This window comes from Chitinasiproducens palmae (assembly GCF_900095735.1).
Taxonomy (GTDB): Bacteria; Pseudomonadota; Gammaproteobacteria; order Burkholderiales; family Burkholderiaceae; genus Chitinasiproducens; species Chitinasiproducens palmae.
In genome coordinates this window covers 130,888-150,482 of sequence record NZ_FNLO01000002.1, presented here as the reverse complement: position 1 = coordinate 150,482, position 19,595 = coordinate 130,888, and the positions used below count along the sequence as shown (strand labels likewise).

At 68.3% G+C, this 19,595-nt stretch carries 25 protein-coding genes; 5 read left to right on the top strand and 20 right to left on the bottom strand.

From position 1 onward, the window contains the following. Window positions 1-15: 15 nt before the first annotated feature. Genes BLU54_RS03825 through BLU54_RS03805 form a run of 5 tightly spaced genes read right to left on the bottom strand, consistent with a single transcriptional unit; the run spans window position 16 to window position 3,394 of the window. Window positions 16-738 (bottom strand): flagellar basal body rod protein FlgF, encoded by a 723-nt coding sequence (locus BLU54_RS03825; RefSeq protein WP_091904907.1) that lies wholly within the window; start codon window positions 736-738, stop codon window positions 16-18. Window positions 739-741: 3 nt separating this feature from the next. After that, the gene (locus BLU54_RS03820; RefSeq protein ID WP_091904904.1) at window positions 742-1,890 is read right to left on the bottom strand and encodes a flagellar hook protein FlgE; all 1,149 of its coding nucleotides are present in this window, start codon (window positions 1,888-1,890) and stop codon (window positions 742-744) included. Further along, window positions 1,887-2,645: a flagellar hook capping FlgD N-terminal domain-containing protein gene (locus tag BLU54_RS03815; protein WP_091904901.1), complete on the bottom strand. Its 759-nt coding sequence runs from the start codon at window positions 2,643-2,645 to the stop codon at window positions 1,887-1,889. Before BLU54_RS03815 ends, BLU54_RS03820 begins: the two co-directional genes overlap by 4 nt. A gap of 1 nt (window position 2,646) precedes the next feature. Further along, complete coding sequence (flgC, locus tag BLU54_RS03810; RefSeq protein ID WP_091904898.1) at window positions 2,647-3,054, bottom strand: flagellar basal body rod protein FlgC; 408 nt, start codon at window positions 3,052-3,054, stop codon at window positions 2,647-2,649. 1 nt (window position 3,055) lies between these two features. After that, window positions 3,056-3,394 (bottom strand): flagellar basal body protein, encoded by a 339-nt coding sequence (locus BLU54_RS03805; protein WP_091904894.1) that lies wholly within the window; start codon window positions 3,392-3,394, stop codon window positions 3,056-3,058. Window positions 3,395-3,476: 82 nt separating this feature from the next. On the opposite strand from BLU54_RS03805, the gene flgA reads away from it, so the two are divergent. After that, a complete protein-coding gene (gene flgA, locus BLU54_RS03800; protein WP_170845003.1) occupies window positions 3,477-4,205 on the top strand; it encodes a flagellar basal body P-ring formation chaperone FlgA in 729 nt (242 codons plus the stop codon). On the opposite strand, the gene BLU54_RS03795 is transcribed toward flgA, so the two are convergent. From BLU54_RS03795 to BLU54_RS03730, 15 genes are all read right to left on the bottom strand, one after another. Beyond that, window positions 4,183-5,046: a glucosaminidase domain-containing protein gene (locus BLU54_RS03795; protein WP_170845002.1), complete on the bottom strand. Its 864-nt coding sequence runs from the start codon at window positions 5,044-5,046 to the stop codon at window positions 4,183-4,185. The two genes, flgA and BLU54_RS03795, sit on opposite strands and share 23 nt — an antisense overlap. Next, entirely contained in the window at window positions 5,033-5,635 is a 603-nt protein-coding gene (locus tag BLU54_RS23590; protein ID WP_170845001.1) for a hypothetical protein, read from the bottom strand. The genes BLU54_RS03795 and BLU54_RS23590 overlap by 14 nt, the downstream gene beginning before the upstream one ends. Continuing rightward, complete coding sequence (locus BLU54_RS03790) at window positions 5,632-5,973, bottom strand: flagellar biosynthesis anti-sigma factor FlgM (protein ID WP_139169470.1); 342 nt, start codon at window positions 5,971-5,973, stop codon at window positions 5,632-5,634. Before BLU54_RS03790 ends, BLU54_RS23590 begins: the two co-directional genes overlap by 4 nt. A 22-nt stretch (window positions 5,974-5,995) precedes the next feature. After that, a complete protein-coding gene (locus BLU54_RS03785) occupies window positions 5,996-6,724 on the bottom strand; it encodes a FliA/WhiG family RNA polymerase sigma factor (RefSeq protein WP_091904883.1) in 729 nt (242 codons plus the stop codon). Between the two features lie 4 nt (window positions 6,725-6,728). Further along, window positions 6,729-7,172 carry a flagellar basal body-associated FliL family protein gene (locus tag BLU54_RS03780; protein ID WP_091904881.1) on the bottom strand — a complete coding sequence of 148 codons (444 nt, stop codon included), beginning with the start codon at window positions 7,170-7,172 and terminating at the stop codon, window positions 6,729-6,731. 62 nt (window positions 7,173-7,234) lie between these two features. Continuing rightward, on the bottom strand, window positions 7,235-8,488 hold the full coding sequence (locus tag BLU54_RS03775; RefSeq protein WP_091904878.1) for a flagellar hook-length control protein FliK: 1,254 nt from the start codon (window positions 8,486-8,488) through the stop codon (window positions 7,235-7,237). Continuing rightward, window positions 8,485-8,841, bottom strand: coding sequence for a hypothetical protein (locus BLU54_RS03770; protein WP_091904876.1), 357 nt, complete (start codon window positions 8,839-8,841; stop codon window positions 8,485-8,487). The genes BLU54_RS03775 and BLU54_RS03770 overlap by 4 nt, the downstream gene beginning before the upstream one ends. A gap of 1 nt (window position 8,842) precedes the next feature. Next, the gene (fliS, locus tag BLU54_RS03765) at window positions 8,843-9,241 is read right to left on the bottom strand and encodes a flagellar export chaperone FliS (protein WP_091904874.1); all 399 of its coding nucleotides are present in this window, start codon (window positions 9,239-9,241) and stop codon (window positions 8,843-8,845) included. 22 nt (window positions 9,242-9,263) lie between these two features. Further along, entirely contained in the window at window positions 9,264-10,607 is a 1,344-nt protein-coding gene (fliD, locus tag BLU54_RS03760; RefSeq protein WP_091904871.1) for a flagellar filament capping protein FliD, read from the bottom strand. Beyond that, the gene (locus BLU54_RS03755; protein ID WP_091904868.1) at window positions 10,607-11,173 is read right to left on the bottom strand and encodes a flagellar export protein FliJ; all 567 of its coding nucleotides are present in this window, start codon (window positions 11,171-11,173) and stop codon (window positions 10,607-10,609) included. The genes fliD and BLU54_RS03755 overlap by 1 nt, the downstream gene beginning before the upstream one ends. After that, window positions 11,170-12,477, bottom strand: a complete 1,308-nt coding sequence (locus BLU54_RS03750) for a FliI/YscN family ATPase (protein ID WP_091904865.1) — start codon at window positions 12,475-12,477, stop codon at window positions 11,170-11,172. The genes BLU54_RS03755 and BLU54_RS03750 overlap by 4 nt, the downstream gene beginning before the upstream one ends. After that, complete coding sequence (gene fliH / locus BLU54_RS03745) at window positions 12,474-13,232, bottom strand: flagellar assembly protein FliH (RefSeq protein WP_091904862.1); 759 nt, start codon at window positions 13,230-13,232, stop codon at window positions 12,474-12,476. Before fliH ends, BLU54_RS03750 begins: the two co-directional genes overlap by 4 nt. After that, window positions 13,229-14,563, bottom strand: a complete 1,335-nt coding sequence (locus tag BLU54_RS03740) for a FliG C-terminal domain-containing protein (protein WP_235837779.1) — start codon at window positions 14,561-14,563, stop codon at window positions 13,229-13,231. The genes fliH and BLU54_RS03740 overlap by 4 nt, the downstream gene beginning before the upstream one ends. Continuing rightward, window positions 14,548-16,131 carry a flagellar basal-body MS-ring/collar protein FliF gene (gene fliF, locus BLU54_RS03735; RefSeq protein WP_170845000.1) on the bottom strand — a complete coding sequence of 528 codons (1,584 nt, stop codon included), beginning with the start codon at window positions 16,129-16,131 and terminating at the stop codon, window positions 14,548-14,550. The genes BLU54_RS03740 and fliF overlap by 16 nt, the downstream gene beginning before the upstream one ends. Window positions 16,132-16,186: 55 nt before the next feature. Then, window positions 16,187-16,513: a flagellar hook-basal body complex protein FliE gene (locus tag BLU54_RS03730; RefSeq protein ID WP_235837778.1), complete on the bottom strand. Its 327-nt coding sequence runs from the start codon at window positions 16,511-16,513 to the stop codon at window positions 16,187-16,189. A 741-nt stretch (window positions 16,514-17,254) separates the two neighbouring features. On the opposite strand from BLU54_RS03730, the gene BLU54_RS03725 reads away from it, so the two are divergent. From BLU54_RS03725 to BLU54_RS03710, 4 genes are all read left to right on the top strand, one after another. Next, the gene (locus BLU54_RS03725) at window positions 17,255-18,115 is read left to right on the top strand and encodes a hypothetical protein (RefSeq protein ID WP_139169468.1); all 861 of its coding nucleotides are present in this window, start codon (window positions 17,255-17,257) and stop codon (window positions 18,113-18,115) included. A gap of 3 nt (window positions 18,116-18,118) precedes the next feature. Continuing rightward, window positions 18,119-18,454: a FliM/FliN family flagellar motor switch protein gene (locus tag BLU54_RS03720; RefSeq protein WP_091904850.1), complete on the top strand. Its 336-nt coding sequence runs from the start codon at window positions 18,119-18,121 to the stop codon at window positions 18,452-18,454. A 113-nt stretch (window positions 18,455-18,567) separates the two neighbouring features. After that, window positions 18,568-19,320, top strand: coding sequence for a flagellar type III secretion system pore protein FliP (gene fliP / locus BLU54_RS03715; RefSeq protein WP_091905962.1), 753 nt, complete (start codon window positions 18,568-18,570; stop codon window positions 19,318-19,320). A gap of 2 nt (window positions 19,321-19,322) precedes the next feature. After that, entirely contained in the window at window positions 19,323-19,592 is a 270-nt protein-coding gene (locus BLU54_RS03710) for a flagellar biosynthetic protein FliQ (protein WP_091904847.1), read from the top strand. Window positions 19,593-19,595 lie beyond the last annotated feature (3 nt).

Below are 19,595 nucleotides of genomic sequence, written 5' to 3'. Positions count from 1 at the left end.
ACGGCCGTCAGCCCTTCAGCCGCGGACCAGGCGCTCGCCGGCCTCGGCCATGCTGCCCGCCAGGCGATACAAGCGCATCTGCAACTCGAAGCTGCGGCTCGCCGACATCGCGGCGGCGAGCTCGTCCACTGGCGAGACGTTGCTGCCCTCCAGCACCCCGCCGAGCACCTTCACCGCATCGCTGGCGGGAAGGCTCGCGCCATCCGCACTGACAAGCAGTCCGTACTGGTCCTTGCGCAACGTGCCCGGGGCCGGGTCGACGAGCAGCAGGCGGTCGACGACCTGCGGCGTGGGCTCGTCCGGAACGGTCACCGACACGGTGCCGTCGTCGCCAACGAAGACCCGCTCGAACTCTGGGAGAACGATCGGACCGCCCATGCCGAGCACCGCGCGTCCGTGCAGTACCAACTGACCGGCACCATCGACGTCGAAGCCACCGGCGCGCGTGTACGCCTCGCCATCGCGACCGGCGACCGTGAAGTAGCCTGTGCCCTCGATCGCCAGATCGAGGTCCCGCCCGGTCCGTACCATCGTGCCGGCGTCCATGCTGCTGCGCGCTTGCGAGCGCACCATCCGGCGCGCGTCCAGGCGGCTGCCGGCGACCGGCACGTCCTCGGCCAGTTCCAGATCGGCACGGAAGCCGTCGGTCTCGGCATTGGCCAGATTGTTCGCATGCACTTCCAGCGAACGCATGGCGCGCGCCGCGCCGGCCATGCTCGTGTAGATGAACGCGTCCATCGCTTACAGCGCCTGCATCAGTGCCTGGGACATCTGCGCATCGGCGCTGAGCACCTTGGCGTTGGCCTGGTAGTTGCGCTGAGCGGTCATCAGGTCGACCATCTGCAACGTCAACTCGGCGTTCGAGCCTTCGAGCGATCCGGTGATCAGGTCCCCTGCCACCCCGCCGGCGGTCGTGTAAAGGGCATTGCCGGAATTGCGCGTCGCGGCGTAGGCTGAATCGTTTTGCGGGTCAAGTCCGGCGGCGTTGGCGAAGTGCGCCAGCGCCAGCGTCCCGACCGCCCGCTCCTGTTTGTTGTTGTACACCGCGATGATGTCGCCATTCTCCGCCAGCTTGACGCGAGCGAAGTCGCCCGGCGGATAGCCGTCCGGTTGATTGCGGGTTGCGTTGTAGTCGCTGGCATAGCTGGTCATGCCCGCGTAGCTCAGCTTGATCGACAGGGGCTGGGCGCCTGCCGGCGCGCCCAGTTTCAACTGCACGGGGTCGGTCGGTTCGGCCAGCTTGCCGCCCTCGAACGTCAGCGTGGTCGGCGTGGCGATCGGTGCGTTCTTGTCCAGCCGATAATGCACCTGGACCGTACCGTCCTCTTGCTTGATGAAGTATTGCGTGACGACGTGCTGGCCGCCAAGCGAGTCGTAGATCGTGGACGTGGCGACCTGGTTGTAGCTGTCCTCCTTGTCCGGATCGAACGGCTTCGTTGCGGGAACCGGCCAGTCGTGCTTGAGGTTGGCGCTGAATTCGATGTTCGCCGTCGCCTCAGGCGGCAAGCTGCCGGTCGGCACTTTCAGGTCGCCGAGCGCGCCGGACTGCAAGCCCTGCACCGGGCGCCCGAACGAATCGACGATGCGATCGTCGGGGCCCCTGCTGAAGCCCCCGTTGCGCGTATAAAGCAACTGTCCGAGGTTGTCGCGCACTACGAAGAAGCCCTTGCCATTGATCATCGCGTCGAGCAGCCCGCCGGTCACGTTCTGCGCGCCGAGCGTATCCATGCTCTGCGAGTACGAACCGATTCGCGTACCGCTGATCATCGCGGCGAAGTTCGCGCGGCGCGTCTTGTAGCCGACCGTGTTCGCGTTCGCGATATTGCCGCTGATCACATTCAGTTGATCGTTGATCGCTTGGATGCCGGAAACGGCGATGTTTGCACTCATGACAGCACCTGGTGGTTGCGGTTTGCGTCGGAGGAAAAGGCTCGCGCAGCGTGCCGCCCGGCCGGTACAGGACTGGCGTCGACACGCCCACGGAAGCGCACGATCTTCTCGAGGCCGACTTCTCCCACTCCCGCGACATGCGCCTTGATCGCGCCGTCGACAAGCGCGACTTCGGTCAGGACGCCCTCGACCTCGAACGGCACCTCCTGGGCGGGCTCGGCCCGCACGGACACCGAGTAGCGCCCAGGTTTCAACGCCGGGTTGCTTGGATCGATGTCGACGGCAACGCGTCCAGCGTCACGCGGACCCAGTTCGATCACGTGCTCGGCGCCGTCTTCGCCGGTCAGTACCACCTTTACATCGCTGACCGCCCGCTTCAACACGAAACCGCCGTTCAGCTTCGCCGCGTCCGTTTCTATCTCGTCCGCGTGCACGGAGATCCGACTGCCGACCTGCGCGCCGAGCGTGGTGATCAAGGTGTTGGTGAGTTGGTCGAGGTTGAGCTTGTTGATCGCCACGCCCTCTTCCTGTTTCGAGAGCTGCGCCAGTTGCACCAGTTGCGACACGTACTGGCTCGGGTCCTGCGGATTGAGCGGGTCTTGATTGCGGATCTGCGCCACCAGCAACTTGAGAAACATGTCGTTCGTCGCGGCCACCGTGCCGGCGCCAGCCGCCTGCGACGCGGTGCCCGCTCCCCGCTCGTGCGCCGCCATGGTCGCGGCGCGCGAGGTTGCCGCGATATCGGAATAGGTCATCTCAATCTCCCCGGCCGAGCCTGAGCAGGGCCTGTTGCATGTTCGTGCCGCGCGCGAGCAGGTCGACTCCCAAGGTGTAAGCGTGGGCGGCCGACATCATGTCGGTGACCTCGTCGAGCGGATCGACGTTCGGATAGAAGACATCGCCGTTCGCGTCGGCCAGCGGATGGCCTGGCTGGCTGACCCGACGCACTGGCGCATCGCTTTGTCGCACCTCGCGCACGGCGACCCTGGCGCTGCCCGGGCCGTCGAACGCTGCGGCAAATACCGGCCGGCGCGCCCGGTAGGCGCTCGCTTCGCTGGAGGCGGCGCTGTCGGCGTTGGCGAGGTTGCTCGCGATCGTGTTGAGGCGCAGCGTCTGAGCCTGCATCGCCGACGCAGCGATGCGGCCAAGTTCCCGGAAACTCATCTCATGCCACTCCGTCGATGGCGGCCTTAAGGCCCTTGGCGGTCAGTTCGACGAACGTCAGGCTCATTTCGTAATCCGCGGCGTTCTGCGCGTACGCGGCTTGCTCGACCGGCGTCTCCACCGTACTGCCATCGATCCTGCGCAGGTACGGTACGCGGTATTTCGCCAACGGGGCTTGCCCGTCGTCCATGCTCAATTCCATCTCGACGTCGAAATCCCGTGCCTGGTATCCAGGCGTGTCCGCGTTGACCAGATTCGCGGTCAGCACACGGGTTCGCTCCGCGCGCACATGCAACGCCCGCGCATGCACGCCCAACGCGTCGCTCAAGGTCCAACCCATCATTCACCTCCTTTGCACTAAACTTCGCACACTTAAACACCCAGGATGCCGTGTCATGACGTACTCCTTCGATCCATCTGCCATGCATAACCTGCGTTCCACTTCACCGTGCGGCCGACGGCTCGTCCGCCCCGTCGGCTTGTTGCTCGCCTTCGGCGCCGCTCATGCTAGCGCCACGGCCGTGCCCGCCGGCGCGCAGGCAGCGGTGCGCGAGACGCTGCTCTCGCAGGCGGCGGCGAGCGGCCTGCGCGACGCGACGCTGTCGGTGCACATCGCCGAACCGCAACGCGCCGTTGCCGCGTGTCCGGTGCCGCTCGACTTCCGGCTCAGCGGCCAGCACCTCTCGCGTCTGCGCCTGCTCGCACGTTGCGCGCCGCACGGCACCGTCACGGCGATGAACGTGCGCGCCGAACTGCTGGCCACGGTGGTGGTCGCGGTTCGCGGCATCGCGCCCCGCCAACCGTTCGACGCCGCCTCGGTCGCCACGCGGCGCACACGGCTCGAGTCGCTGTCGCGGCCGTTCGTATCGCTCGACGCCACGATCGGCCAGGTCAGCCGCCACCGCCTGCGGGCCGGCGCGGTCGTGCTGGCCGACGACATCGCGGCCGCCGAACTGGTGCGGCGCGGACAGGCGGTCCGCCTCGTCTCCGGCACCTCGACCGTCGCGGTGAGCGCCGCAGGCACGGCGCTGCGCGGCGGCAAGCTCGGCGACCTGATCGAGGTGCGCAACGACAGCAGCGAGCGCACGCTCCGAGCCCGCGTCACCGCTCCCGGCGAAGTGCAAGTCGTCACCGAACCGGCCGCTCCTTGAGCGTCCGACCGGGCGCCGCCTGCTCTCGCGCCGCGCGGCTTTCCCGCGCGGCGCGAGGCGCCGTACTGGCGCGGTAGCCTCCGATCTGCTCGGCGAGCTGCGCGAGCTTGCTCGCGTAGCGCGGGTCGGTGGCGTAGCCACCGGCCTGCAGCGCCCGGGCGAAGCGTCGCGCATCGCTGCCCGCGTTCACGAGTCCACTGTAACGGGAGTTTTCGAGTAGCAAGCTCGCGTAGTCGTCGAAAGCCGCGCTGAATCCCGGATAAGTCCGGAATTCGTCGCGGCCGCGACGCGCGGCGCCGCGCGCGAACTCGGTGGTCCAGGCCGCCGACGAGGCGCCGCGCCACGCGTCGCCGGCCTTGATCCCGAAAAGATTGTGCGACGACTTGCCGTCGCGCCCCGGGATCGGCCGCGTGCCCCATCCCGATTCAAGCGCGGCGTGGGCCGCTATCAGTTCGGGCGCCACGCCGAGCCGGCGCGCGACGCGTTCGGCATGCGGCAGGATCTGCCCGAGGAAGCGTTCCTGCGCGCTGCTGCCGGCGCGCGCGGGCGCGAGACGTGGCGTACGGGCGACGACGGTGGCACGGGCCGCACTGGCGTCGACGACGTTGCGGGCACGGGGTGCGGCAGTCACGGCCGGCGTCGGCTCGCGTGGCGCAGCGCGGCGCGGCAGCGGCGCGAATCCGAACGCCACCGTGCGAGCGATCTCCGCATGTAGACGTGCGTATTCGCCGCTGGCGCGGGTGTTCGGCGAGGCGATCTGCACGCTGCCGACCGCGCCGCCCGCGCCGACTTGCGCCGCGAGCGGCGCACGCGACGCGTTCATCGCTTCAAAGCGCGACATAGGTGTGCTTCTCTCCCAGCAGCCGCCGGCGCAACGGCTCGGCGCGCTCGTGCAATGCCAAGCCGTTGCGCGCCGCCTTTTCGCGACAGCTGCGCATCTCGCGCTCGACCGCATCCCACGCGGCAGTCAATGCGGCGCCCGCGCGTCCCTGCATCGCGCGGCTGAGCGCTGCGATGAGCGCCGCTGTCCGCATCCGCGACGGCGGCGCTCCCGCGCCCTCGGTCGGGGCAGTCCCGTCCCCCGCCCGCGATGTACTGTCGCGAATACTGTCGCGAATGCCGCCGCGCGGTCCAGCGCCGACCGCGGCGTCGCGGACGCCGGACGGGCCGTTGCCGGCATCGTCGACCGGTACGACGCTCATGCCGAGCGCTCGGGCGAGCGCGCACAGGCGGGACGCGCGCACCGTGTGGCGGCAACGCAGCGCGTGGTCGATCGTCGCAAGGCGGTCGACGTGTTCGGGTATCGAGACGAGTGCCGCGCCTCGCAACGCGTCATGCATGCGATCCAGCACTTCGCCCAATTCGACGAAACGTTGCCGATCGTCTCGCAGTTGCTCGAGCAGCGCCTGCAGCGCCCGTTCCGGTTTCACCGTCCGCCTCCATGGAAACGCTCGATCAGCGCCACCAGCTTGTCGGCGTCGAACGCGATGCGGCCTTCCAGCAGCGCCTCGCGGACCGCCGCCACGGACGCCTGCCGACTGTCCTCGCTTTCCACGCGAGCCAGGCGCGCCAACGCGAGCGTCTCGGCGAGCGCGCTTCCCGCCGCTGCGTCGAGCGGCTTGGCCGACGAGCGTGCGTGCCCGCCGGCGCCGTGCCGCGACGTCGCAGGTGCCTTCCGTGACGCCGCCGCGGCGGGCTGGGAAGCGCCCGCGTGTGGGTCCACCGTGGTCATGCCATCGGCCTGACGTTTTCTGCCGACCCGTGTCACGATTCCTGTCCTCGCGCGTTGCTCATCCGTTACCCGCCCTCGGTGTTTCGGTCAACGCCATGCGCATCTTGCGCAGCGCCACCTTGTTGATCTGACATATGCGCGCCTCCGTAAGCGCCATGACCTCTGCGATTTCCTTGAGCGTCATGTCAAATTCGTAGTAAAGCTGGATGACTCGCTGCTCGTTCGGGGCGAGATGCGCCAGCGCCTGCCGCAAACTCCTGCGTCTGAGCAGCAACTGTTCCGGTCCATCGTCGTGCCAGATCAGCTCCGCGTGCACCGCTTCGTCGAATTGCAGCATGGCTTCCGCGCACTGATCCATCAGGCTGCGCCGATACGCCTCCGAGGTGATGCCCAGCGACTCGCTGATCTCGGCTTCGGTCGGGTCCCGTCCTAGTGCGCGCCGAAGCGCGCGCTCCGCGTCGCGCTGTCGATGCGCGCTCTGCCGCACCCCGCGCGGGCGCCAGTCGGTTCGGCGCAACTCGTCGAGAATCGCGCCTCTGATGCGCAGGCGCGCAAACGAACCGAAACCTCCGTCTATCTCTCCGTAGCGCCGCAACGCTTCGAGCAGCCCGATCGCACCGATCTGCTCCATGTCCTCGCGTCCGATCACGCCGTCCATCTGCGAGGCCAGTTGACGAACCACCTGACGGACCAACGGCATGTAAGCCAGCACCAGCTCGCGCTCGCCGACGATCGGCGACGGCGGGGTGAACGTGGGCGGCCGGGCGTACCTGAGATCGGCAGGCATGGCGTCACTCGATGACGAGCGACGTCAGCATCACGCGCTCGATGCCAACGCGCGTACCCACTGCATGTTCGTGTTCCTGTATCGCCTTCTCGATTGCGCTGGTCACTTCGTCGACACTCAGCGCTCGCAGTTGCTCCGCGCTGTAGGCGGCGACCGCACGGAACACAAGACTGCGGATCAGCAGAAGTTCCTGCTTCACCTTTCCAAGCGCAGGCGTCTCGACTTCGAGCACCGCTTCGATCACGGCGTAGCGTGAGTTGCTTTCGCCGTTCGTTCCATGGAGCAGTACGACCGTCTTTCCCACGTCGACATAAGTCAGCGACTTGCCAGGTTTGGCCACCGGCGCCGAAGCCCCCTTATCCATGACTTCCGATAGGAGTGCGTACAATCCGGCGCCACCAAGCAGCGCTACTGCGATCGCGATGGCGACCAGATATTTGTTCTTCATTCTTCAGTGTGTTGTTTCGTGTCCCGCGGATGGGCGTGGCGTGCCAGCAGTCCGCGCCGAACTTAGTTGCCGACGTAGACAGGCTCGATAGCCAGGGCATCGTGCGCCGCGGCGAGCGCCGCGCTGGCGCGTCGAATGGCGGCGCGACGCTGGCCACCGTCACCGTGCTGCGGCGTGCCTTCGCGCGCCGTGCCCTCCCCGTTCGGCTCGCCTTGCTCCGGACCGCGGTCGCTTGGCGAGCGCGCGTCGTTCTGACCGGCATCGCTGCGCCAGCCGCCGCCCGCGCTCGCTGAACCAGCGTGGTTCGGCGCGGCGACGGCAGTCGCCGCCGCGCTGACGCCCGCCCGTATGGACAGGGTGATCTGACCGCCCTGTCGTTGCGTCAATTCCTCGCGGATCATGCCGCTGAGAGGCTGCAACGCGGCCGCGACCGACTCGCTGGCGGTACGCACGCTCACCGCCAGACCGCCATGCTCGCGACGCACGGTGACTTGGACAGTGCCGAGCAGCGGTGGGTCGAGGCGCAGCTCCGCGCGCTCCACCCCCTCACCGACCTGGTAGGCGAGGCGCGTCCCAAGCATGCGCGCCGCGCGCTCGGTGGCATCGTCCAGTGCGGTGCTCGCCGCGCGCGGGCCGGCCGCTTGCGCTGTCGGCGCGCCCGGCGCCGGATCGACCGTTCGCGGGACATGACTGGCCGTTGTCGTGCCGTGCTCTGCTGGCCGCGCGACGCCGGGCTGCACGCGCAGCGCGGAGGCATCCTCGCCAGTCTCGCTTGCGTCTGCGGTCGACGTTGCGGCGGCATCGGCAGTGGCGCGCGTCGGCGCTGACGTCGCGCGCTGCCATGGTGGGCGCGCACCAGACGGCGCGCGCGTGGCCGATGCATCGTCCCCCGATCCGACGCCTCGAACGATGGCCGCGTCGGCGGCACTCTCGTCGAAACGCGCCTCCGCGCGGTGCGCGGCCGCCGACATCCGGGCGCTGGACCGCTCCGGCTCGGCGAGCCGCGCGGCTTCCGGCATGTCCACTGCGCGCGCGGTCGCGTCGACGGCCGATTGCGCCACACCGTCCGGATCCCCGGCGGCGGCATCCGGCGCGATGGGCGCAGGCGCAGCCGAGAGCGCCACAGCAACGCTCGGCGACGCGGTGACGTCGCCCGACGATTCGGACGGTCGTTCGGGTTCGTCCTCGGCGTCCATCAGGTCGCCGAACCTCGCGCCGGTCGAGCCGGGCTCCCGCTCGTCGCGCGCGGTTGCCGGTGTACCGTGCGAGCGCGGCGGGCGCGTTGCGCCACCGATTCCTGCTATCGCCGCACTCATAGTCGCTCCACGCAGTGGTATGCCGACAAGGCCGGGCGCGTGCACTCCAGCGCGCGCAGCCGCTCAGCCAGCAGCGCGCCGTGGCGCGCGGTCAGGCCAAGGCATGCGCGGCAGTGCTCGCGCAACGTCGTCAAGCGCATACGCGCCGACGCCTGCTCGTGCGCCGGTGCAACCTTGCCGCGCTGCTTTTCGAGCTCCGCGGCGATCGTGCCGTCGAGTTGCGCGATCAGCGCGTTGGCGTCGTCCCAGCGCTGCTCTGTCAGGCACGATTCCAGACGCGCCGCAATGCTCGTTGCATCGCCGTGCTCCGGCGCATCGCCGCGGCGCGGCGCTTTGGCAAGCCAGTCGTGCATCCTAACGTCCCTCCTTCAGCGCGCTTCGCCAGGCATCGCGAAGCGCGGTCATCAACATCCGGGCGCGGTCCAACGGTACGGTCGAAAGTTCCACGCCGGCCTGGCCGACGAGCGCGCGGCAATATTGGTACAGTTCCGCGACTTGCCGGACCGGCTCGGATTGAGCCTCTTCATCCAACGCACATTCAAGGCCGACCAGGATTGCCAGACATCTGGATATGCTCTGAGCCTTTGCCTCGAAGCGTCGATTGGCGATATGACCGCGCAGGCGCTCGAACTCGTCGAGCAGCCCGTCGGTGAGCATGATCACCATCTGCAAGGGCGACGCATGGCCAAGCGACGCCTCGACGTGCGTCTGCCGATAGCGGTCGTATCCGGTTGTTGCGGTATGCGTGGGCATGGGCGATACGGTTGTGATGGGTTCATTTCGTCGGCGTGTCGAGCACGCCGTCCAGTCTCAATAGCGCGTCGTTCAGACGTTCCTGGAGCATGCGCACTTTCCAGAAGCGTGTGGTCAGGTCGCTCACCATGTGCTCGTAGCGCTCGTTGAACTTTGCCTTCTCCTTCTCGACCGCCTTCTCGGCTCGCTCCGCAGCGTCGGTGCGCTGCTTGATCAGGCTCTTGTCGCCATCCAGCCAACCCGCCACGATGTCGCCCAGGCGGGCGAGCACACCGTCGCCGCCCTTCTCGGCCTTGCCGAAGAAACGATCGAGCGCGTCCGGCGCTACCTTCAAGGTGGCTTCCAGCTTGTCCCTGTCCAGCGAGAGCGTCCCGTCCTTTTTCAGCTCCAGGCCCGTGCGAAGCAGATAGGCGTCGCCAACCACCATGTTCAGCGCACGCGCCAGTTCCCTGCGCAGGCCATTCACATCGGACTGTCCCTGTAGCGGGCCGCCGGCCTTGCCGCCAAGTACATCGCCCGGCTTGGTCAGGTCGGTGAGCACCTCATGCAGGGCGTTGTAGGCTTTGACGAACTTTTCCAGCCCGGCTCGCGTCCCGGCGGCATCGTCCTTCACGGTGACGGTGAAACTGCCGGTGTCGCGCGTGAAAAGAATCGTCGTGCCGGCATGCGTGATCGTGTTCGATCCGGACTTGAGCTTCGCCCCGCCATCGACGCTGTACAGCAGATCCTGCCCCGGTTCAGGTTTCCCTTCGTCGATGGCGTTCTTCAGGGCAGCGTCGCCGCCGTCGACGCTGAGCTTCACTTGCTGCTTGGCGCCCGTTTCCTTGCTTTCGACAATCAATCGCTCCTGGTCGTTCTCGTCGACTTCGGTGCGGGCAATCACTTTTCCCTTCAGATCGGGATCGGCGTTGATCGCTTCGGCGAGCGTGGCGAGCGTCGCCTTGCCGTTTTGGGAACCCAGTTTGCCGAGGTCGATCTCGGCAGCAGTCGAGCCGACCTCGACACGCAGCTTGCCGCCGGCCGCGGCGTCGAATTCGGCGAGAGGCGCGCTGTTGTAGTGCGCCGGCTTGGCCAACTGATACACGTGAAACTGGAACACGCCGCTCACGCTGGAGCCGCTGGTCGTCGCTACGGCCGCGTTCGGATCGGACACGGTGGCCTTGTAGGACACCACGGAGCCGCCGGACGTGACGTTGCGCATCTCGCTGCGGAAGTCGCGCAACGCGGTATCGAGGCTCGAGATGCCGTCCTTCTCGGTCTTCACCCGATCGGCCCGGCCCTGAACCATGCCGAAGACGTTCGCGAACGCCTTTCCCGCCAGCTCTTTCGCGTAAGCGGCAGGATCAACCAGCGCAATCTGTTTCATCAACCTTTCTCCCGTAATCGATGCGAGCGGTTTGCTCGATCGCCTTCGTCTGCCGACTTGCCACGGGCCCACTGCCGAGCCGCGGCTTCATCGTCGACGCGCTGCTCGGCCCGCGCGTGCCGCGCCGCGCACGCCTCGTCGCGCATGGCGCGCAGCCGCGCCCACAGCGCGCACTGGCGTTCACCGGCCTGCCACAACGCGCGGCTCGTGTCGACTTGCGAGCGCGTCGTCGCGATCGCTTGGTCAGCCTGACCGAGAAGCGACAACAACTGCAGCCGATGCGCCAGCCGGTTGCGCGCCAGCGCGCCGACCAACCTGCCCTCGTCGGTTTGCGCGGCGTCCTCGAACATGCGTCGCAGAAGCGCGCGCGACTCGTGCTGACGCTGTAGCCGTGCCTGCCATCGTGCGACCTCGGCAAGGAGACGATCGGCTTGCACGCGTCGCACCTCGTGCAGCGCCTGCACGCCGCGCATGCCGCTCTCGTCGTCGCCGCGCTCGCGCCCGCGTCGACTGACGCCGGCGCCGCGCGCCGCGCCGAACGGCGTGTCGCCGCCCGAGCTCGTCATGCGAGCAACGCCCGCAGCCGCTGCGCCGTCTCGTCGAAGCGTGTGCATTCGTCGATCTCCTGTTTGAGAAAGGCGTCGATCGCGGGGGCCAGCTTAACCGCCTGATCCGTCAGCGGGTCGGCGCCGGCCACGTAGCCGCCCAGCGGAATCAACTCGCGAATCGCCTCGTAACGCTCCATGTGCGCGCGCAGTGTGCGCACGCGTTGCAGGTGCGCGCGCTCGCATATCTGCGACGCGCACCGGCTCACCGAACGCGCGACGTCGATGGCGGGAAAATGACCGCGCTCGGCCAGCGTGCGCGCCAGAACGATGTGGCCATCCAGGATCGCGCGTGCCGTGTCGACCACCGGATCGTTCTGATCGTCGCCCTCCGCGAGCACGGTATAGATCGCGCTCATGCTGCCCGCGCCGGTGCCGTTGCCGGCCGATTCGACCAGCTCTGGCAAGCCGCCGAAGACGGACGGCGGATAGCCCTTGGTGGCGGGCGGCTCGCCGAGCGCCAGCGCGATCTCGCGCCGCGCCATCGCGTAGCGCGTCAGCGAGTCGACCAGCAGCAGCACGTGCTGGCCGTGATCGCGGTAATGCGCGGCAACGACGTGCGCCAGTTCGGTCGCTCGCACGCGCATCAGCGGCGATTCGTCAGCGGGCGCCACGATCAGCACCGATTTCGCCCGGCCGGCGGCGCCGAGCGCCTCGTCCACGAACTCGCCTACCTCGCGACCGCGCTCGCCGATCAGCCCCACCACGACCACGTCGGCGTCGGTGCCGCGGGAAATCATGCCGAGCAGCACACTCTTGCCGACGCCGCTGCCCGCCATCAACCCGACGCGTTGTCCGCGCCCCAGCGTGAGCGGGCCGTTGATCGCCCGCACCCCGACATCGAGCACTTCGCGCACCGGCCGCTTGCGCAACGGGTCGACCGTCGGCGGATGCGCGGCGAGCAGGTGCACGCCACCCAGCGGTCCCGCGCCATCGATCGGTTCGCCGAGCCCGTTGATCATCCGGCCCAGCCATTGCGGCCCGATGCGCGGGCGCTTGCGACGGTTGACCGGCTGCACGTCGGCGCCGGCGACCAGCCCCACCGGGCGCTTGAACGGCATCAGAAACGTCGCGTCCGCGCCGAAGCCGACGACTTCTGCTTCCAGCCACGTGCCGCCGGCTTGCTGCACGCGGCAGCGCGCGCCGGTGGGCAACGCGCATCCGCTTGCCCGCAGCAGCATGCCGGTGACACCGACCAGACGCCCTGTGGGTCGAGTCAGCGGCACGTCGCGCAGCGCGACGTCCTCGAACAAGCGCGCGCTCATGGTCCGCCGTCCGCGCGCCGTGCCGCCGTTCGTCCCTCGTCATCGGCGCCCGCGGCCTCTGACATGACATCCGGCACGACATTCGGCGCGACGTTCGCGTCGTCGGACGCGCTCTCGACCGCGTCGCGTAACTGTTCGAGGCAGGCCTGCAGCCGATGCGTGCAGCCCGCGTCGACTTCCTGCCCGCCGGCCCGCACCCGGCATTCGCCGGCCTGTAGCGCCCGGTCCGCAATCAGACGCCAACCATCGGCGCGCACCTGCCCGAGTTCGGCCAGCCTCGCGCATTCCTCCGGGGGCAAATGGATCTCGGGCGCCTCGTCGGTCGCGGGCAGCGCGCAGAGCGCCCCGTCGATCAACTTGAGCAACTGTTCCGGTTGCAGCGTCAGTTCGCACCGGATGACCTGCCGCGTCACCTTCTCGACCAGATCGATCAGCTCGCCCCGGCGCGCGTCGCAGTACTGCGCGTGGACGTCGCGCAATGCGGCCGCCGCGCGGTCGAGCGTGCGCAGGACACTGTCGAAGCGACGCGCGAGCGCGTCGCGCGCGGCGCGCTCGCCGGCCTGCCGCCCCTCGGTCAATCCTTCGGCCAGACCGACGCGCCTGCCCTCGGCGTGCCCCGCCTGCCGCCCGTCCGCGTAGCCGATCTCGCGGCCCGCCTCGTAGCCATCGGCGAGCGCCGGGTCGACCTGGCACACATCGTCGCGCGGCGACGGCTCCGCCAGCGCGGGGAAACGGTATAACGCATAGCGGGTCACGTCGCGTCCTCATCCTCTGGCGCCAGGCGCAGCTCGAATTCACCCGTGGCAGTCATCGCGCGGACCTGGCTCATGATCTGTTCGCGCACGCGTGCGCGCCTGGACGCCCCTATCGGTCCGGCCCTGCGCATCGCATCCGCGAAGCTTTGCTGCTGCCGCCGCGGCATCACGCGTTCAAGCGCCCGGCGCACTTCCGGATCCAGATCGTTGCCTTTGAGCGCCACCGCCCACTCGTCCAAGGACACGACTTCGAGCAAGCGAAGCAAGGTCTGCTCGGACTGCCACGCGATGACACCGATGCTGTACACGTTCTTCTCGATTTCGTCGGCGACGACCGGATCGCGCGAGCGCAACTGCTCGATGGTCTCGGCGCGGTCGCCACCCAGGCCGTTGACGATGTCGGCTGCATGTCGCATGCCCTCCACCTGCGTACCTTGCGCGCCGAGATCGCACAGACAGTCCTCGACCAGGCGGTCCACCTCCTCCAACATGGCGTGGTCGATCTCGTCGACCTTGGCGACGTTGAGAAGGACCAGTTCGCGCTGTGCGGCCGGCAGCGCGGCGACCACCGCACTGGCCTGCTCGGGCGGCAGCAGCGCGAGGAAGCAGCCCTGCATGCGCACGTGCTCGGTCGCTAGCCGCTCGGCGATCGCGCGTGGCGACAGCCATTGCAGCCGAGCGATGCGCGCGCGTACGCGACCGCCGTAGATGCCGTCGAGGACGGTATCGGCAATCGGCTCGCCCAGGGCGATGTCCAGCGTGCGCTGGAGAAAGCCGCGCGACGCGCCATGTATGCCACTTTGCTCCTGGTAATCGCGGAAGAACGCCCGCAACGCGTCATGGACGGCGTCCATCTTCACGCCGCCCAGCTCGGCCATCGCCTGGGTCAGCCTGAGCAGCTCCGGCCGGCTCAGACAGCGCATCACGCCCGCGGCCTGTCCCTCGCCCATGCACAACAGCACGATGGCGGCGCGGCGCAATGCCTGCGCGGCCGCGCTCGGCCCGGCTTCGCCGCCCGGCTCGCGCCGCACGTCGGCCGACGCGGCAGGTCCCGGCGCGCCCACGGCAGGCGCCTGCGGAGCCGACTCGGCGGACGAGGCAACGCCGCTCGCCGCCGTCGCCGGTGCGGATGTCGATGTCGATGCCGATGCCGGCGCGACCGCGCTGCTGGCCGACGACGCCGTATTCGCGCTGCCCTTGCGCTCTGGCGCAGTGGCGGGCTGATTCCGTTGCGCCGCGCTGTCGCCGGCGCCTTCGGCGACCTGTTGCGGCGCCGCGTCCTTCCGGCCGTCCCGGTCCTTCGATGTCTTCGCCATCAGTGTTTGATCCATTGCTTGACCACCTCGGCGACGCGCTCCGGCTCCTTTTCAGCGAGCTTCTGCACATGCGCGAGCATCTCGTCGGTTCCGGAATCGTCGCCGGGCAGCTCGACGCCGCGCAGCACCGTCAAACCGGCCGTATCGGCGTGAGCCAGGCCAACCTCGCGAGCCGCACCGGCCGCATGCGCGGCGGTCCCATTGGTGGCCACGCCGCCGAACGGTACGTGCGCGTAACGGTGCTGCACCCATTGCAGAAAGCCGCGCAGCAATGGGCGCACGACCAACAAGAAACCGAGCAGACCGAGCACGCCGTAGGCGCCGTAGCGGATCGCACGCTCGACGTTGTCCTCGCGTTGCCACCAGGGCAGCGGCGACGGGGCGCTCGGGAAACCGAGGCTCGATACCACCAACTGATCGCCGCGCGCGCTGTCCAGCCCGAGGCCGCCGCGCAAGAGCTTCTCGATCGACGCCAGTTGCTCGGCAGACCACGGCTTGCCCGCTTCCGGCGCGGCGCGGTTGTTCAGCACCACGGCAACGCTGAGCTTCTCGAGCCGGCCCCGCGCCCGCCTGATCTGCATCACGCTGCGGTCGTACGTGAACTGACGGGTGGCCGCGTTGCGCGCGAGTCCGATGCCCGGCTGCGCCGCGCTGGCCGCGGCCGGCGGCACCGGACGGTTGCTCAGCGTGCCCGGCACGCCCGCGGCGACCGGCTCGGTGTCACGTTCGTCACGCACCGCCTCGTTGAGCATCTTCGGCGCTTCGCCGTATTGCTCGCGCGTTTCCTCGACGCGGTCGGCATTGATCTCCGCAGTGACGCTGGCGCGGTAGTTCCCGGCGCCGATCACCGGCGCGAGCAAGTCGTGGATGTTGCTCAACGTGCGTTCGCGAATACGCTGGGCGCCGTCGCCATCGGTCAGCGTGTCGTCGTCCAGGTCGACGTGCGCCGAAAGCAGCGCGCCGCGCTGATCCACCAGCGCGACGCGTTCACGCGCCAGGTTGGGCGTACTGCCCGCCACCAGGCTGATTACGGCGGCAATCTGCTCCTTCGACAGCGTCTGGCCGGGCCGCAGCGTCACCACCACCGACGCGGAGCTTTTCTCCCCGTCCGGCGCGACGAACGAGGTCGAGCGCGCGATCGACAGGTGTACGCGCGCGGCCTCAACCGGTTCGAGCGCGGCGATGCTCTGCGCCAGCTCGGCTTCCAGCGCGCGCCGGAACCGCACCTGCTGCACGAACTGGCTGGTGCCCAACGGTCCGTCTTCCTCCACCTGTTCAAGCCCCGCCGGCAAGTGCGCGGTGACGCCCTTGCCGGCCAGCACCACGCGTGCACGCCCGAGCTTGCCGGCCGGCACCAGCACCTGCCCGGTGTCGGGGTCGAGGCGATAGGCGATGCCGTCCTCGTCCAGCACCGACAACATCCGGTCCGTCGGGACCCGCTCGCGCGCACCGAACACCGGCTTGTAGCTGGCCTCGTCAATTCGTAGATAAAGCGTGGCCAGAACGCTCAGCGCGATGGCCAGCACCACGAGTGGCGTGAAACGCGACAGCGCCGCGGCGCTCGGCAGTGGCGGCAGTCGCATGCGCCAATTCGACGCAGCGGTTCTCAGAGTTGCAAGCACGATAGTCGTCCCGCCCTCAAACCGGCATCTTCAGCAGATCGTCGAGCGCCGCCACCACCTTGTTGCGCACCTGCGTCAGCATCGCGAAGGACAAGGTGGCGTCCTGGCTCGCCAGCATCGCGCCGACCAGGTCGTCGCTGCGACCCGAGTCCACTTCCTGCATGCGGGCGGCGGCGGCGTGTTGCCGCGCGTCGATCGCGTGCAACGCGTCATCGAGGTAGGTGCCGAAGCTGCTTTTCGCCTGCGCGCCGTCGATCGACGCCGACACGGCCTGCACGCTGTACGGCGCCGATGCGGAACCGGCGACCCGCATGCTCTCGAAACTGGCTGTCATCGCTTGCACTGCTGCTCTCCCTTGTTGTTGATGCCGCGGCATCGACGGTCGCTACGGCGTGCCGCGCGTCGCAGCCGCCTGCCGCGAGGCTGTACGACGGCGGCGGCGGCACGTCCACCGTCGCCGACGTATCGGCCGCCACGTACAGCGGTCGAAGTGGATTATTCGGCCAACGGTTGCCGCGCCGCGAGTTAAAAACCATGAGGCGGCCGGATTAGTCGTGATGCGCGCCGCGCACGACCGCCCTCCGGACGGCGCCGTCCAGGCCGTCGAGCAGCGCCGCTCGACGCGTTCGCGCGACGGCGTGCGTCGCAGTGCGACGGCGCACTCGCCGCCTCGGCATACGCGCACCGGCGCTCGGCTGGGCAGCGCGGCGTGCGCAGCGGGGTGAAACCGCACACGCTGGGAGTCGCACGCGGTGGGAGTCGCATGCGGTGGGAGTCGCACGCGGGGCTAACACCCGGGGCTAACCGCGCGCGGTCGCGTCGTCGACGCAAGCGAGCCGTGCCGCTATAGCGGCACCCGATCGCCGTCAAGAAGACGCTTCCTATTCAGCTAATTTCCGGCGAGCAGCGATCCTGAGCGCGCGCTTCACGACTAATCGCTCGACATCCTGGCGTGTGGATTTTCATAATTCGTCAAAGCCGATCGGCAGATCACGTAGGCGGCACCGCGGCGGCAGCGTCCACCGCAAGGCTGTCGATGCCGCCCGCGGTGGGCTTGCCTGTCCCATTTCATTCAGTCATCAACATGGCACTACGCTGCGTCGCTCCCCCGTTCAACGCGACATCCTGTGTCGCGGTTCCTTCGCATCTGCTCGGCCGACCCGTGCACCAGCTGGCCCCCTTCGGCGAGGACCTGGCCGGTGACATCGCCCGCGTTCTTGCGCAGCGCTGCGCAAACTTGCCTGCGCACACCTTCGACGTTGCGAACATGCATCTGAGCGACGCTTCGGACGCGACGGACGTAGCGCCGAACGCCGTTGTCGTCGACACCGATCTCGACGGCGCGCAAGTCCGCTGGCGGTTCGATTCCGACCTGCTTGCACGGCTCATCGACGTTCGATACGGCACCGCGCCCGTGAGCGCGCTGGCGGCCGCAGCACCGCCACGCCGGCCCGATGCACCCGCCAGCGGCACGGCTCGCCGACTCGCGCAGTTGCTTGCCGAAGAATGTGTGCAGGCGCTCGGCCGTCGGTTGTCCTACGTTCCTGAACGTGCCACAACCCTGGCGTATGTGTTGCCGCCACTTGGGGCGAAAGGCACGGTGTCGATCGACGGCGCGCCTGTAGGCGCGGTGAGTATCGAATTGGACACCGCGGCGCAGGTGCGTCTGTTCTCTTCGCTGAGCGGCGGCCCACGCGATGCCGAGCTCCGACAGACCGGCGGACACGACCATGTCGGACGCCGGATTGCGCTGTGCATGCGGGCGCACGTGCTCGACTTGCGGCTGTCGATCGCGGAGATCCTTGACTTGCGTCCCGGACAGGTCGTTGCCACGTCCAATCCCAACGTGGCCACCGTGTGCATCGGCGAACAGGCACTGCTGCGTGGCCGCGTTCACGAGCGCGCCGGCAAGCTGTGCCTGACTTCCCTGGAATTTCTGGAGTAGAACATGAGCGAACCTAGTCTGAGCCAATCTGGCATGCCCGACGCCTTCGACGACCTACATGGCGGCGACAACGGCACGCCCCACTCGCGCGACGCGCTGCGCCTGCTCGCGCGCATACCGGTGAAACTCACGCTCGAGGTGGGCAGCGTCACGTTGATGCTGAGCGAACTGCTGGAACTCGGCCCAGGCTCCGTCCTGGAACTCGACCGTAGTGCAGGCACGCCGCTGCCGATCAAACTCAACGGCACCGAGGTGGGCACAGGCGAGACGGTCGTATCGGGCGATAGCTACGGTCTGCGAATCGTCTCCTTGCAGGACCTGAGCGATCTGGCGCCGTGAGACACCCGCTGCCGAATCGGCTCGTGCAAGGGGGCCGACACGCCGCGCGTCGCCGGGCCGCGACCACGCCATCGACAGCGCGACGCCCGGGCGCGGTCCGCACCGTCGCGGTTTTGGCGCTGAGCATCGCGCTGCTGGCGTGGACGGTTCCCGCCCTGGCGGCGCCCGGCGATGCCTTCGCCGATGCCGTCGCACCGTTGGCGGGCGCAACCGGCGTGGGCGCCGCGGCGGGCGACTTCAGCGTCAAGACGCAGATCCTTCTGTTCATGACACTGCTCGGCCTGTTGCCGGCATTGGTCATGGTGATGACCTGCTTCATGCGCTTCGTGATCGTGTTGTCGCTGCTGCGCCAGGCGCTAGGCCTGCAACAGGGCCTGCCGGCACGGTTGATCACCGGCATCGCGCTGATGCTGACCTTGCTGGTGATGCGCCCGGTGGCCGACCGCGTCTGGCAGGACGCCGTTCTGCCGTTCGATCGAAATGAAATCGGCTTCCAGGAGGCGGTGAAGCGCGCGGAACAGCCGCTTGCGCGCTTCATGCTCGCACAGACCAACAAGGCCGCCCTCGCGCAGATCGCACGGCTTGCCGGGGAAGGCGAGGTGACGTCGCCCGAGCGCTACAGCTTCGTCGTCAAGGCCTCGGCCTTCCTGCTCAGCGAACTCAAGACCGCGTTTCAGATCGGCAGCCTCCTGTTCCTGCCGTTCCTGATCATCGACCTGGTCGTGTCGTCGGTATTGATGGCCATGGGCATGATGATGCTGTCGCCGCTCGTCATTTCGCTGCCGCTGAAGCTTCTGCTTTTCGTGATGGTCGATGGCTGGTCACTGACTGTCAACACGCTGACGGCCAGCATCCAGGCTTATTGAAGATGTCACCCGACCTCATCGTAGAAATGATCGGCGGCGCGCTGCGCTTCGCCGCCATGCTGGTCACCGCGCTGATCCTGCCCAGCCTATTGGTGGGCCTCGCGGTCAGCGTTTTCCAGGCGCTCACTTCGATCAACGAGCAGACCCTGAGTTTCCTGCCGAGATTGCTGGTGACGTTGCTGACCGTCATCGTCGGTGCGCACTGGCTCGCCCGCTCGATGATGGAATATTGCGTCGAAGTGTTCACGCGCGCCACCGTCCTGATCCAGTAGCGA